Annotated in this window: 14 protein-coding genes; 2 read left to right on the forward strand and 12 right to left on the reverse strand. The window is 42.5% G+C overall.

Going from position 1 to position 14,442, the window contains the following annotated elements; translation table 11 throughout:
* Positions 1-2 precede the first annotated feature (2 nt).
* From cysC to recR, 9 genes are all read right to left on the reverse strand, one after another.
* The gene (gene cysC / locus AAEO56_RS04045; protein WP_341695744.1) at positions 3-593 is read right to left on the reverse strand and encodes an adenylyl-sulfate kinase; all 591 of its coding nucleotides are present in this window, start codon (positions 591-593) and stop codon (positions 3-5) included.
* Positions 586-1,035, reverse strand: a complete 450-nt coding sequence (locus AAEO56_RS04050) for a DUF2061 domain-containing protein (RefSeq protein ID WP_341695745.1) — start codon at positions 1,033-1,035, stop codon at positions 586-588. The genes cysC and AAEO56_RS04050 overlap by 8 nt, the downstream gene beginning before the upstream one ends.
* Positions 1,028-1,825: a 3'(2'),5'-bisphosphate nucleotidase CysQ gene (gene cysQ / locus AAEO56_RS04055; RefSeq protein ID WP_341695746.1), complete on the reverse strand. Its 798-nt coding sequence runs from the start codon at positions 1,823-1,825 to the stop codon at positions 1,028-1,030. Before cysQ ends, AAEO56_RS04050 begins: the two co-directional genes overlap by 8 nt.
* 59 nt (positions 1,826-1,884) lie before the next feature.
* On the reverse strand, positions 1,885-2,892 hold the full coding sequence (locus AAEO56_RS04060) for an NAD-dependent epimerase (RefSeq protein ID WP_341695747.1): 1,008 nt from the start codon (positions 2,890-2,892) through the stop codon (positions 1,885-1,887).
* Between the two features lie 83 nt (positions 2,893-2,975).
* Positions 2,976-3,461, reverse strand: a complete 486-nt coding sequence (locus AAEO56_RS04065; RefSeq protein WP_341695748.1) for a UpxY family transcription antiterminator — start codon at positions 3,459-3,461, stop codon at positions 2,976-2,978.
* Positions 3,462-3,578: 117 nt separating this feature from the next.
* Positions 3,579-4,976, reverse strand: coding sequence for a UDP-glucose 6-dehydrogenase (locus tag AAEO56_RS04070; protein ID WP_341695749.1), 1,398 nt, complete (start codon positions 4,974-4,976; stop codon positions 3,579-3,581).
* A 54-nt stretch (positions 4,977-5,030) separates the two neighbouring features.
* A complete protein-coding gene (locus AAEO56_RS04075; RefSeq protein ID WP_341695750.1) occupies positions 5,031-6,302 on the reverse strand; it encodes a nucleotide sugar dehydrogenase in 1,272 nt (423 codons plus the stop codon).
* Positions 6,303-6,324: 22 nt separating this feature from the next.
* On the reverse strand, positions 6,325-7,311 hold the full coding sequence (locus AAEO56_RS04080; protein WP_341695751.1) for an SDR family oxidoreductase: 987 nt from the start codon (positions 7,309-7,311) through the stop codon (positions 6,325-6,327).
* 298 nt (positions 7,312-7,609) lie between these two features.
* Positions 7,610-8,230 (reverse strand): recombination mediator RecR, encoded by a 621-nt coding sequence (gene recR / locus AAEO56_RS04085; protein ID WP_341695752.1) that lies wholly within the window; start codon positions 8,228-8,230, stop codon positions 7,610-7,612.
* Between the two features lie 112 nt (positions 8,231-8,342).
* Between recR and AAEO56_RS04090 the strand changes: the two genes are divergently transcribed.
* Positions 8,343-9,851 carry a sodium:solute symporter gene (locus AAEO56_RS04090; RefSeq protein WP_341695753.1) on the forward strand — a complete coding sequence of 503 codons (1,509 nt, stop codon included), beginning with the start codon at positions 8,343-8,345 and terminating at the stop codon, positions 9,849-9,851.
* On the opposite strand, the gene AAEO56_RS04095 is transcribed toward AAEO56_RS04090, so the two are convergent.
* The 3 genes from AAEO56_RS04095 to AAEO56_RS04105 form a co-directional block, all read right to left on the reverse strand.
* Positions 9,826-10,191, reverse strand: a complete 366-nt coding sequence (locus tag AAEO56_RS04095) for a CoA-binding protein (protein WP_341695754.1) — start codon at positions 10,189-10,191, stop codon at positions 9,826-9,828. The two genes, AAEO56_RS04090 and AAEO56_RS04095, sit on opposite strands and share 26 nt — an antisense overlap.
* A gap of 194 nt (positions 10,192-10,385) precedes the next feature.
* Positions 10,386-11,138 (reverse strand): LytR/AlgR family response regulator transcription factor, encoded by a 753-nt coding sequence (locus tag AAEO56_RS04100; RefSeq protein ID WP_341695755.1) that lies wholly within the window; start codon positions 11,136-11,138, stop codon positions 10,386-10,388.
* Positions 11,135-12,889: a tetratricopeptide repeat-containing sensor histidine kinase gene (locus AAEO56_RS04105; protein WP_341695756.1), complete on the reverse strand. Its 1,755-nt coding sequence runs from the start codon at positions 12,887-12,889 to the stop codon at positions 11,135-11,137. The genes AAEO56_RS04100 and AAEO56_RS04105 overlap by 4 nt, the downstream gene beginning before the upstream one ends.
* Positions 12,890-13,175: 286 nt before the next feature.
* Between AAEO56_RS04105 and AAEO56_RS04110 the strand changes: the two genes are divergently transcribed.
* Complete coding sequence (locus tag AAEO56_RS04110; protein ID WP_341695757.1) at positions 13,176-14,363, forward strand: T9SS type A sorting domain-containing protein; 1,188 nt, start codon at positions 13,176-13,178, stop codon at positions 14,361-14,363.
* The last annotated feature ends 79 nt before the right edge of the window (positions 14,364-14,442 follow it).

A 14,442-nucleotide genomic window follows, 5' to 3' on the forward strand; every position in this document is an offset into this window, starting at 1 on the left:
CTTTAAAGTCCTAATTTATACTTTACAAATGTAACTACTTTTTTTACTGCTTCTTCAATACTTTCCTTTTCAGTTTCAATCAAAACATCAGGATTGGAAGGTTTTTCATAAGGAGCATCAATACCCGTGAAATTTTTTATTTCGCCGGCCCTCGCTTTTTTGTACAAACCTTTTACATCCCTGCGCTCGCATTCCTCTAAACTGGTGTCTACAAAAATCTCAATAAAGTCGGTTTCACCTATGATCCCTTTTACCAATTCCCTGTCTTTATGCAGCGGCGATACGAATGCCCCTACAGTAACTATCCCGGCATCTACAAACAGTTTGGCTACTTCGGCAATCCTCCTCAGGTTTTCATACCTGTCTTCTTCGCTAAAGCCCAATCCTTTGTTTATGCCGCAACGTATGTTATCGCCGTCAAGGGTGTAAGTGCTTATACCTTCTTCAAAAAGCGTTTCCTCTACCCTGTTCGCTATAGTCGATTTTCCGGAGCCCGAAAGCCCGGTAAACCATAGCACATACGATTTATGCCCGTTTTTTTGGTTCCGGTTTTCCCTGGAAACAATGTAATCGTGTTTTACTATATTATTCATAAATAGTTACGTCTTCTTCTTCTTTCTTCTTTGGCAGCCCGAATTTTACTTTATACCACACCCGTTCATGAATGTAGTACAATATCATTTTGGTCGCTACTTCAGAGAACCCGATCTTAAGCCCCGTCATAGGGTCGCCGGAAATTATCCAGGCCAAGATCATGGTGTCAATAGTACCTACCATCCTCCATGTAACTGTCTTGGCCAAATGGCGCTTACGGCTTTCCCTAAGCACCTTTTCTTTTGAAAGGTTAATTTTATACCACACCCTTTCGTGAAGATAGTACAGGAACATTTTGGTAGCCACTTCGGCAAATCCCACTTTCAGTCCTATCAGAGGGTCGCCTGAAATCAACCAGCTTACCAGCATTGTATCAATCGACCCAACAAGACGCCAGGATACAGCCTTTGCTATATGCCTCTTGTGGGAATTATCACGCATGGGATACCAGGAAATAAGGATTTAATAAATTCTCTTTATTATATACCATATCTTTTTTAGTGCCGTTGTCTATAACAGATACACCGACTGCGTTGCAGATAGCCTGTCCTGCTGCGGTGTCCCATTCCATTGTTGGGGCAAAACGCGGATATACGTCAGCATTACCTTCAGCAACAAGGCAAAATTTCAATGAGCTTCCTTTAGAAACTATCTCAATTTCTTTATCGGTTGTTTCTTTAAGCGAGTCTACAAATTCCTGTGTATCAGCGCTCATGTGAGAGCGGCTGCCTACAACACGCATTGCGGTTTCGCTGGCTGCAGGCCTGATGGCCTCGGCATTTGCCAAAACATCTTCAATAGTTACATCGTGCGAGTCCAGCACCACCCTGTAAGAATTTTGCGAAGCGATATCGCCGTAATATACCGTTTTTACAGCCGGTACATAAATAACGCCAAACTGTGGCACGCCATTGGTAACCAATGCAATATTTACCGTGAATTCACCGTTCTTCTTGATAAATTCTTTAGTACCATCCAGAGGATCAACAATCCAGCACGAAGACCAGTCTTTGCGTTCACTGTAAGGAAGCTGCTTGTTCTCTTCGCTTATAACAGGGATCCCGGTAGTTAGCAGGTGCTCCATGATAACCGCATTTGCTGCCTGGTCGGCTTCGGTTAAAGGGGACGCATCTTCTTTGTAATCAACTGTGAAATCTTTTTCATAGATCTGCATGATCGCTTTTCCTGCCTCTATACTGGCCTGTATTGCTGTTTTGTAATTTTGATTCATGTATATATTTTATGGGGGATAAAATTGCCGGGATTATTCAACGGGTAGGGCAATGATGGTTACTGGTTATAATATTCCTTATACCATGTAACAAATTCCTTAACGCCTTCGGAAATATCAGTATCAGGGCTGTAATCAAAGTCGTTCTTTAAAGCTTCAACATCGGCCCATGTTTTTTCAACATCGCCTGGCTGCATCGGCAAATATTCTTTTTGGGCTGTTTTGCCCGTACTTTTTTCAATTTCAGATATAAAATCCAATAGTTTCACAGGCTTGCTGTTCCCTATATTGTATACTTTATATAATGGCTCCTGTTCTTTATCAAAAAGTGTAGCAACAATACCTTCAACAATATCGTCGATGTAGGTAAAGTCCCTTGACAGCTTACCGTCGTTAAATACTTTAATAGGCTTATCATTCAATATGGCATCTGTAAACAGGAACATGGCCATATCCGGCCTGCCCCATGGCCCATATACTGTAAAAAAGCGAAGCCCAGTAGTTTTGATCCCGAAAAGATGGCTATAGGTATGCGCCATAAGCTCGTTGCTCTTTTTTGTAGCAGCATAAAGGCTTATAGGATGGTCTACATTATCATCGGTTGAGAACGGAACTTTGTCATTCAGTCCGTATACGCTGGAGCTACTGGCATAAACCAGTTTTTTTACATTATAAGTCCTGCATGCCTCAAGGATGTTCATGAACCCAAGGATGTTGCTGTCAATATACGTAAAAGGCTTTTCGAGGCTGAACCTTACTCCCGCCTGTGCGGCAAGGTTGCAAATGATGTCGAAGGCCTGTGTTTCAAAGAGGTTGTATAGATTATCCCTTTCTTCAAGGCCCATCTTAATGAACCGGAACCTGTCATTAAATATTTCGCTTGTCAGGAGCGTATTGTCAGCAGGAGTTCCGGAAATGCCCAGTTCTTTCAGCCTTCCGAGCTTTAAGTTGATATCATAGTAATCATTGATATTATCAAGGCCCACTACATCGTGTCCCATTGCTAATAGTCTCTGGCTAAGATGGTATCCTATAAAACCTGCCGCTCCTGTAACTAATATTTTCATGATTATGAATAATTTATATTATGTAAAAATTCAACAACTATAGAACGATGTTATCAAATTCCGTTTAAAACAAGTAACCGGGATTATGCTTTACCCGTATCTGCCGGTGTATTGTATTTTATAGTCAGCATTACACCTATTGACTCCACTTTCAGCCTGATCGTGTTTTTGTTCACTTCCTCTACCAGGCCGGAATGATTTTTAAAAGGGCCCTCTTTTATTTCAAAGAGGTCGCCCTTTTGGATATTCTCTACTTCAACATCTGTAACGTCTGTATGAAGCCACTTTTTTATTTCTTCAATTTCCGTATCTCTCACCAGGGCCGGCTTACCCAGCCAAAAAAGATACCTTACAACACCTTTTGCATGAAAGACATCGTTTTTCCTCTTTTCCTCTATGTTTACAAACACATAGGAGGTAAACAGGGGCATTTCAACTTTTTTTTTCCTGTCAGACCATTGCCTGATCTTTGAAACGAGAGGGCAATATACTTCGATGCCCATTGCGGCAAGTTCCTCGGAAACTTTTTTTTCAGCTTTTGGTTTTGTATATACAACGTGCCAGGGCATCCTATCTTTTTATTTTCAGCATTTATTATCCCGCTTCATCATGGCTTCGCCCCGTCAGTCACAATTAACAATTGCCTAACATTGGTATTCGTTATTATTGTATCACCGGACTTAGAGTTAGTAGGCTTTACCTACACCTGTAAAAATAAATCCTATTTCCTTCAATTCTTTACCGTTAAGAACGTTTCTTCCGTCAAATACGAAAGCCGGCTTCTTCATGTTATCATAGATCTTTTGCCAGTCGTATCCTTTGAATTCATCCCATTCTGTTAATATAGCAATAGCATGAGTATCGCGGCACGCCTCGTAAGGGTCCTGGAACACGGTAACACCCGCTTTGTTCTCTTCCGGTTTTCTGGTTGCAAGGTAATCAAGGTCCCTGAAAATGGTAGTCTCTTCTACTTTAGGATCGAAAACGGCAATATTTGCCTGCTCATGCAACAGGTCATCGGCAACATAAATAGCTGCTGATTCACGGGTATCATTAGTATCTTTTTTGAAAGCCCAGCCCAGGAAGGTGATCTTTTTGCCTGATACTGTATTGTATAATGTTTTTACGATATTGGCAGCAAAACGCCTTTTTTGGTGGTCGTTCATTATAATTACCTGCTCCCAGTAGTCTGCTACCTCATCCAGTCCGTATGATTTTGCGATATAAACAAGGTTAAGGATATCTTTCTGGAAACAAGAGCCACCAAATCCTACTGATGATTTAAGGAATTTAGAACCGATACGGCTGTCCATACCAATGGCACGCGCTACCTCATTTACATCAGCGCCTGTTTTTTCACACAATTCAGACATGGCATTTATCGAAGAAACACGCTGTGCCAGGAATGCATTTGCAGTAAGTTTTGAAAGCTCTGACGACCATACATTGGTTGTAAGGATACGATCTTTAGGTATCCAGTTGGCATATACGTCAACGAGTGCGTTTATTGCAGCCTGCCCTTCAGCATCTGTATCACCGCCTATAAGTACCCTGTCCGGTTGTAGTAAATCTTCTACCGCAGTTCCTTCTGCAAGGAATTCCGGGTTAGAAAGTATCTGGAATTTCACACCGTTTCCGGTACTGTCCAAAATACTCCTTACTGCCTCTGCAGTACGCACAGGAAGCGTTGATTTTTCAACAACTATTTTATCATCTTTTGCTACAGCCGCGATCTGCCTTGCACAAAGTTCGATATATTTAAGGTCGGCCGCTTTACCTTTGCCAAGTCCATAGGTTTTGGTCGGGGTGTTAACCGAGATAAATATCATTTGCGCTTCGTCTATCGCTTTTTCAACATCTGTTGAGAAGAACAGGTTCCTGCCCCTTGCAGACAATACAATTTCGTCAAGCCCTGGTTCGTAAACAGGAAGATTGTCGGTATTCTCATCGTTCCATGCAGCAATCCTTTCGGCATTAAGGTCAACAATAGTAACTTTAATGTCCGGACATTTGTGTGCGATAACAGCCATTGTAGGGCCTCCAACATATCCAGCCCCGATGCAGCAAATATTAGTTATTTTCATCTTATATATCTATAGAGTTGTTAAAAATAAAAGTATAAATTAATGTGGCAATGCTTACAGCTTTCCGTCAGCTTTTGCGCCAAGTATGCCTTTTACATCATAAACAATGCTGTTGGCAGTTTTTACCTGTGTAAAATCAAGGTCTTTGAATTCGTTATGGGCAACACCAAGCACTACAGCGTCAAACTTATCGTGAGGCATTTCCCTAACGGTTTCAAGGCCATACTCATGCTTAACCTCAGCCGGATTAGCCCACGGATCAAAAATCGTGATGTTGATTCCGTAATCCTTAAGTGCTTTTATAACGTCTACTATTTTGGTATTGCGCACATCAGGGCAGTTTTCCTTGAATGTTATACCCAGCATCAGGAGGTTTGAGTTGTTGATAGTGATGTTCCTTTTGATCATCAGCTTTACAACCTGCGATGCAACATATTCCCCCATACTGTCATTAAGCCTTCTTCCGGCCAGAATGATTTCCGGGTGGTATCCCATTTCCTGTGCTTTCTGTGCAAGATAGTAAGGGTCTACACCAATACAGTGGCCCCCAACTAATCCCGGCCTGAACGGAAGGAAATTCCATTTCGTGCCTGCAGCTTCCAGTACAGCGTTGGTATCAATATCCATACAATTGAATATTTTAGCCAGCTCATTCACAAAAGCAATATTAATATCCCTTTGCGAATTCTCTATTACTTTTGCAGCTTCGGCCACCCTAATGGTTGGCGCCAAATGCGTGCCGGCAGTAATTACCGATTTATACAGCTCATTTACTTTCTGCCCGATCTCAGGCGTAGAGCCCGCGGTCACTTTAAGTATTTTTTCTACGGTATGTTCTTTATCCCCCGGGTTGATCCTTTCCGGCGAATAGCCTGCAAAGAAATCTTCGTTGAATTTAAGGCCGCTGATCTTCTCAAGTACAGGGACACATTCTTCCTCTGTAACACCCGGATAAACCGTCGACTCATAAATCACGATATCACCTTTTTTCAGTACTTTTCCAACTGTTTCGCTGGATTTGTACAAAGGTGTAAGATCCGGCCTGTTATTTTTATCTACCGGTGTAGGAACCGTAACGACAAAATAATTGCAGTCTTTAATATCATCGAGGTTTGTAGAGCAATACAACCCGGCTGCTGACGAAGGGCTGCTTACAAGCACAGCACGAAGGATATCGTCCTCTACTTCAAGTGTACTGTCGGTTCCCGAATTTAGCTCGTTTACGCGTGATTGGTTAATATCAAAACCAACAACCGAATATTTTGTGGCAAATAGTCTTGCCAAAGGCAATCCTACGTATCCTAATCCTATAACTGCAATTTTCATGCGATAAAAATTAACTTTATAATTAGTTTTTCAGGTTTTCCCAATACCATCTTACAGCTTCTTTAAGTCCTTGCTGTAGTGAAAATTTGGGATCGTATCCTAGTGTATTTTTTGCTTTGTCGATACTTGCAAGCGAATGTGGGATGTCGCCCGCCCTGTTCGGGCCATAAATAACGTCTACATTCGCTATTTCAGGATCAAATTCCGAAAGGTATTCTTTGAGGTAACCGATAAGGTCGTTTAGTGTATTCCTGTCACCATAAGCGGTATTGTATACGGTGTTTACAGCCTCAGGATTTTCTGTAGTCATGGCAAGCTCATTCATAAGCACCACATTATCAATGTAGGTAAAATCCCTTGAGAAATTGCCATCACCGTTTACTACCGGACTTTCGTGCGCCATGAATTGCAGCACAAATTTAGGTATTACAGCAGCATAAGCCCCATTTGGGTCCTGCCTTCTTCCGAATACATTGAAATAACGCAGGCCTATAGTTTGGATACCATAGGTCTTGCTGAAAATTTCGGCATAAAGCTCGTTTACATATTTTGTAATTGCATAAGGCGAAAGCGGCTTGCCAATCTTATCCTCAACCTTTGGAAGGGATTCAGAATCGCCGTATGTAGAAGAGCTCGCGGCATAAACAAAACGTTTAACGCCTGCATCTCTTGATGCAATTAACATATTTAAAAAGCCACTTACATTAACATCATTGCTTGTATAAGGGTCTTTTATTGAGCGGGGTACTGATCCCAGTGCCGCCTGATGAAGAACATAATCTGCTGATTCTACTGCTTTTTGGCAGTCCTCAAAATTCCTTATATCGCCTTCAATAAGCGTGAAATCAGGATTATCAAAATGGTGTGCAATATTTTTCTTGTGGCCGGTAGCGAAATTATCAAGACAAACAACTTTATAGCCTTTATTGATAAAATAATCGCATAAGTTTGAACCGATAAATCCTGCGCCACCCGTGATAAGAACTTTTTTTGGTAATTCTGCCTGCATTAATGGTTGGTTTTAGCTGAATACTTGCTGTTGGTTTGGATTGCAAATATATACACTATATTTTAACATAGTATTATTTTATATTTACTTCTTTCCTTTTTTTAATAATTCAATAATATAACGCTACATTTACATAGTTCAAATTATTCTTGTGCTGATACAGAACATTCTACATAAATTAAACCTTTTATTTAAAGACAATTACAGGATTAAAACAGCAGCCAGATTTGTGAATGTCAATTTTACCGCGTTGTAATGTTAAATCCAGGTTATTTAATTTTCAACTACATACGTTACGCTACAATCCTTTCAGGGAATTTTCAAAAGGCACCCTGTGCAATATACTCCTTCCAAGGGTTACCTCATCGGCAAATTCAAGCTCATCGCCTACACTAATGCCCCTTGCAATAGCAGAAGTAATTACATTATAATCCTTTATCTGCCTGTAAATATAGAAATTTGTCGTGTCGCCTTCCATGGTCGAGCTGAGGGCAAAAATAAGTTCTTTCACACCGCCTGACCGCACCTTTTCGACCAGGGTGGTTATGTTCAGCTGGCTTGGGCCTACCCCATCTATCGGTGATATTTTGCCTCCCAATACATGATAGATCCCTCTAAACAGCCCGGTATTTTCAATAGCCATTACATCACGCACATCTTCCACCACACAAATGATTGATTTATCCCGCAAATTATTAGAACATATTCCGCAAACCTCAATGTCGGATATATTATGGCACTGCCTGCAAAACTGTATTTCTTCTCTCATTTTCCGCAATGCTGTAGCCAGTTCCTGCGTTTGCTCCTCCGGCTGTTTCAGCAGATGAAGGGCCAGTCGCAGCGCCGTCCTTTTGCCAATTCCGGGCAACTGTGAAATTTCGGCAACCGCTCTTTCCAATAATTTTGAAGACATTTCCATAGTGCCGCAAAGGTAACAAACGCTTACTTATTTATAGTAACGAGGCACAAATTAACAAAGATGTAGCTTTTTGCGATAATTTTTAGTTGTTTTGTATATCAAACCAAATGCTATGCAGCCGTTAACCATACTTTCCATCATTATTGTTTATTTTGGTATCCTCATCCTCATATCGAGGATTGTCAGCAAAAAAGACAGCAGCAATGATACATTCTTCAAGGCCAACAAAAACTCAAAATGGTACCTTGTAGCGTTCGGAATGATAGGTACGGCGCTATCCGGGGTGACCTTCATATCGGTGCCGGGAGAGGTGGGCGCGCCAAGCGGTGCACAGTTCAAATACTTCCAGTTCATACTGGGCAATGCCATAGGTTTTATTATTATTGCCAAAGTGTTATTGCCTTTGTACTATCGGCTTAACCTTACCTCCATATACAGTTATATAGAAGGCAGGTTGGGCTACTACAGCTACAAGACATCGGCTATGATATTCCTAATCAGCCGGACTATTGGGTCAGCGTTCCGGTTATACCTCGTTGTACTGGTGCTGCAACGTTATGTGTTCGAAGCATTTGGCGTACCGTTCTGGGCGACAGTACTTATTTCGCTGCTGCTAATTTTTGCGTATACGTACAAAGGCGGGCTTAAGACCATTATTATAACCGATACACTACAAACGGTCTTCCTTGTATCGTCGGTATTCTTTACCATCTATTTTATTTGCGACAGCCTCGACATGAGCCTTCCGGAAGCATTCGAAACCGTAAAGAACAGCAATTACTCAAAAATATTTTTCTTTGAAGATTTTATAGGGAGCCGGTTTCATTTCGTAAAGCAGATACTCGGCGGTATCTTCGTGACCATTGCCATGGTAGGGCTCGACCAGGACCTGATGCAAAAGAACCTGAGCTGCAAAAACATTGGCGAAGCACAAAAGAACATGTTCACCTTTACGGGTATATTTGTGGTTATCAACCTGTTTTTTCTCGGCGTTGGTGCACTCCTTTATATATATGCAACAAATAACGGTATCGCTATCCCGCTTAAGAACGGGCTGCCTAGTACCGACCTGCTTTTCCCCGAAATCGCTTTTAACCACCTGGCGATTATACCATCGGTAATATTTTTACTCGGGCTAACGGCAGCGACATTTGCCACAACCGATTCGGCACTAACGGCGCTAACAACCTCATTCTGCGTTGACTTTTTAGGGATGGATAAAGCCGAAAACCTTGCGGCCAAAAATAATGTAAGGAAACGGCACTTTGTGCATATCTCCTTTTCGTTGCTGATGTTTTTGGTGATCATCGTCTTCAATATACTGAATGACGACTCTGTAGTGAGCATGATCTTCCGGATTGCCGGGTATACCTACGGGCCTTTATTAGGACTCTACTCTTTTGGATTATTCCTGAAAAATTACAGTGTGAAAGACAGGCTTGTGCCCTTTGTGTGCGTTGCCTCGCCATTGCTCACGTTTGTACTACACACGTATTCGAAAGAGCTGTTTTTCGGCTATGTATTCGACAATGAACTCATCATTGTGAACGGGCTGATTACCTTCCTGCTGCTTTTAGCCATCATCAAAAAGGAGGCTAATATTGGTGTATCGAGAGCATAACCAGCGTACAGGCCACTTCGATATCAATGCCATTTTGCTTTAGCAGTGCATAAAGCTCAGGGTTCTCGGTACCGGGATTGAAAATGACACGCTCCGGCTTGAGGCCAACAATATAGTCGTAGTACTGCTTTTGGTTCATCGGGTTAAGGTACAGCGTAACAGTATCAATATCCTCAAATTGCACCTGCGTTTTTTCTATCTTCAATCCGTCGAGGTTGTCCTCTTTTTTGCCCACCGCCACTACCGGATGGCCGTAGCGCTGCAACATTTTTATCGCTTTATAAGAGTACCTGCCGGGATCTGTAGAGGCGCCCATTACCAGTGTTTTCTTTGCTTCCATGATTGTTGTTTTACTCAAATTTAGATAAAATTCATTGCTTCTCCTTTACTTTTAGGGTAACTATAACACCATTTGTTTCGCAAAGATGCACAAAGAAGACGCAAAGTTCCGCAAAGTCTGGTTACTCAAGATGAAAAGTATTTAGGAACGAAGTACCCTCTATAAATAAAACTATATTCCTATGAGGTTAGAATTTACTTATTCAGCCACTTCTTGAAATCCCCCGAATTATCAATGCTTACCACTACATCAAAATCAGTGGGCGGGTTCAGCTCAAGCTTTACGCGGCTTTTGGACCAGGCTACCATTTGCCGTATGGCATCAAACCCCACAAGCACCTGGCGGTTGATCCTGAAAAAATGGTTAGGATCTACTTCGCTCTCCACACTTTCAAGCGACTGGTCGAGCAGGTATCCTTCGCCGGTTTTGGCAACCAGCTTTACATAGCGGCCTTCAGAGAGAAAATAGGCTACTTCACCGATCGGGATGCTTTTTATCCTTTGGCCCGAAGCCACCATAAAACGCTCCCTTGCTGCAGGTTTGTTATTCATGGCCTCTATCAATGCTTGTATATTGATCCCCTCATTTTTTGGCTTTAGCTCCCTGAACTTATCCATGGCCTGCTTCAAATCTTCGGCAGAGAACGGCTTTAGCAGGTAATCGATGCTGTGGAGGCGAAATGCTTTTATCGCATACTGGTTATAGGCCGTGGTGAATATGATAGGGATAGTCACCTTTATCTTTTCAAATATCGAAAAGCTGTTGTCATCGCCCAGATGGATGTCAAGGAATACAAGGTCGGCGGTATTGTTGCCCAGCCATGCTACAGCAGTTTTTACATTATCTATAACAGCCAAAACGACCAAATCGGGCGCTGACTTCTGCAATAATGCCAACAGGTAGTCGGAAGCCGGCTTTTCGTCTTCAATTATAATGGCGCGTATCATTCTTCATTAATTAAAGGGAGTTCGACAATATATTCATCATTCCGCACTTCAAATACAGGCTCAGCAGTATTAAGGTACTTATAGCGGGAAATGATATTCTTAATGCCCGTCCCCGTAGAATCTTCCACATGCTGCCTCGGCTGGAAATTATTCGCTACAACAAGTGCGCCATCTGCAACATCTACCTTAATAGTAAGCGGCTGCTGTATCGTAATAACATTGTGCTTTATGGCATTCTCAACCCCCATTTGCAATGAAAACGGCGGGAGGTATTGCTTCAGGTTTGCCGAAGGGACGGAAATATCGACAATAAGGCTGTCGCCAAAGCGCATTTTTTGCAGGTACAGGTACGACTGCACATGCTGTATCTCTTCGCCCACGGTAATCAGGTGCCGGTCTTTGAGCTCCAGCGTATTCCGGAAAATTTTGGAAAAGACACCAGTGAACTCAAGTGCCTTGTCGGGGTCGCGCTTGATAAGCGAAGCCAGTGCGTTGAGTGAATTGAAAAGAAAATGCGGGCTCACCTGGTTGCGCAGCGTTTCGAATTGTACCAGTATATTCTCGTTTTCCAGGCGAAGGTTCTGCTCTTCGAGCTGTGATTTTTCATACCCCAAGAGCTTGTTGGCCTTTTGCTTCAGCTTGTAATTACGGTACAGGATGACTATTATAGCGAGGCACAGCATAGAAATAGTAAAAAACACCACCCACCATATACGGTTGCGCTCTATTTTCGATTCGTCCAGCTTTTTCTGGGTCTTTAATATCTCTATTTCCTTTGTCTTAATATTGTTCTGAAATTCTTCCTCGAGCGCCAACTGTATCCTTCCGGTTTCCTCCACATGGATAGTATCGCGCAGGTGAATTAATTTATTAAGGTATTCCGCCTCATCTTTATACTGCCCTTTGGCCTTGTGCCATTCGGCCATACTTTGGTAATAAATGTCTTTATAATAAGGAGAGTCCAGCTCAAAAGCGGCCTTCCCTCCTGCTTCAAGGTATTTCAGGGCTTTTTCGGTGTGGCCATAATCGGTATACAAACTCCCGAGAGCCAGCGATATTATGGCAAGTGCGTTCTGGCTGCCTGATCTTTTTTGGTAGTCCAATGCCTTCAGCTCATACTTTTCCGCTTCTTTAAAATTGCCGAGCATGTTATAACTTTCGGCAATATCATGGCAGGTAACAGCAAGCCCGTTATCATCCCGAAGCGCTTCAAGAAACGGCATGGCTTTATTATAATATACGATCGACTTAGCAGCATCGCCTCCATATTGGTATACTACACCAAGATTTACATATATCGTCTTATAGCTGTGATCGTCTTTTTTACCGGGAACAGCAAGCGCTTTATAGAGATAGTCTTCAGCTTTTTTATAATCCTCACTATTAAGGTAAACAGAAGCTATACTGCACAGGCTGTACACTTTGCAGGTATTATTTTTAATAGAATCGAAAATATGGTACGCACGCATGTGGTTTTTCAGGGCTACCGCATTGTTACCAAGTGATGTTTCGGCAACACCTTTCACCATAAGTAAAAGGCCATAGTCAACAGTACGCTTTTGCTTTTTTGCCTCAACCATCATAGGGTTAGCTTCACGTAGTACGGCGACCGGATGATCGGCAGCTACAGCGTTTAGCGAATCTATTTTGAGTCGAAAGGCATCTTTAGGCTGTTTTTGGGCCAAAGCACTGCAACCCGCGAGCAGGATAGTTGCCGAAAATACTATATGTAGCAAAAAACGGACAGGCATAATTGGTGCTTTGATCAACAAATCTAATTTATTTTCATTTACGATAAACAGCTTTACAAACCTAAGCCATTATCCTTCGCAATCGTTTCATTTTGTAATGAAGGTGATTTATATGCACATGAAAGCGCTATATGGACCGTGAAGGCCGAAAGTGCTTCCACATCATCTTTTGCTCATTACAAAATTATTCACCTTCATTACATTACATAACAATCAGGATGCTGTCCATCAGTAGTTTTGCCTCAGAAAATCATCGAAATCATCAATCAAAAAAACGAATAGTATTATGGAAACTTTTTTAAAACTGCTTGCAGCCTGTCTTACCTTACTTAGCTCCTGTACCTCATCAGCGCAGGGATGGACACGTATCAATGCGCTTCCGCATTCTGAATTTACGGCTTTTCAGGTGATAGACGGCACAATATACACCGCTACAGGAAACATGCTCTACACCAGCAGTGACAACGGCGAAACCTGGAACGGATCGGAATTCACCAATGAAGAGGACATACATATATTTAACTTCAAGAAATTCGGCAACCGTATTTTCGCAGGAACAGAAAAAGGTGTGTTCTCGGCTCTTGCTACTGCAGTTGACGGGTTATGGCGTTATGATATTAATACCTTCGAAATATCGTCTTTCGCAGATCGGGACAACAGGCTTTATGCATCGATACAAGGCGCCGGAATTATCCGTTACAATGGGGCCGGATGGTCCGACTATTCTAACGGGCTGCCCAATTATTCTTATAATGTGTCGAAAGTATTGGACACTCCCGGCGAGCTTCTTGCCCTGGCCGGTGGTAATGGCACTTTCTACCGGTTTAATTCCGCGCAGGGGCAATGGACCGAAGATTATTATACCGGAAATTTTCTGCCCGGGCTCATCATCCAGGACGCTATGCTGCTTGATAACGTACTATATGTATCGCTTTACAACATGATACTAAGGAGTGACGACTTTGGCGCCAACTGGATCACCGACCAGGCAGGGCTTCCGTATGGGCAGGGACGCTTTATGTATGCGGGGCAGGAAGATCTTTATGCGATTACAACTGATGGCGAAAGCACCACGAAAATAAACAGAAGGCCGATAGATGCTCCGGCAGGCACACCGTGGAACAATGACAGCGAAGTGTTGCCAATTTATACTTGGGCGATGGGCGAATTGGGTAACAAAACATTCCTTGCTGCAAACCAGGGGGTTTATGTTTTCGACACGACAATGGGCCACGAAAACCCGCAATTGAAGAATGTAGTGATCTACCCGAACCCATCTTCAGATGGAAGGTTTACATTGCAAACGGAAGCAACAATAGACGAACTGACTTTCTACGACTTATCCGGAAGGAGCCTCACAACAGAAAAGCACCTTGATAATGGCGAAACGTTTACTGTTCCCAACCCGGGACTGTACATAGTTAGCGTAACAATAGGGAATACCAGCCAAACATATAAAATTGCTATGGAATAGGTTTAGGTTTTAGGTACGTTGCGGAAGCTCCTCGTTATGAGGGGCTTTTTTTGCCCTCTCCCCCGGCCCCTCTCCTAAG

It is taken from the genome of Flavobacterium arundinis, assembly GCF_038289855.1.
Classification (GTDB): Bacteria; Bacteroidota; Bacteroidia; order Flavobacteriales; family Flavobacteriaceae; genus Flavobacterium; species Flavobacterium arundinis.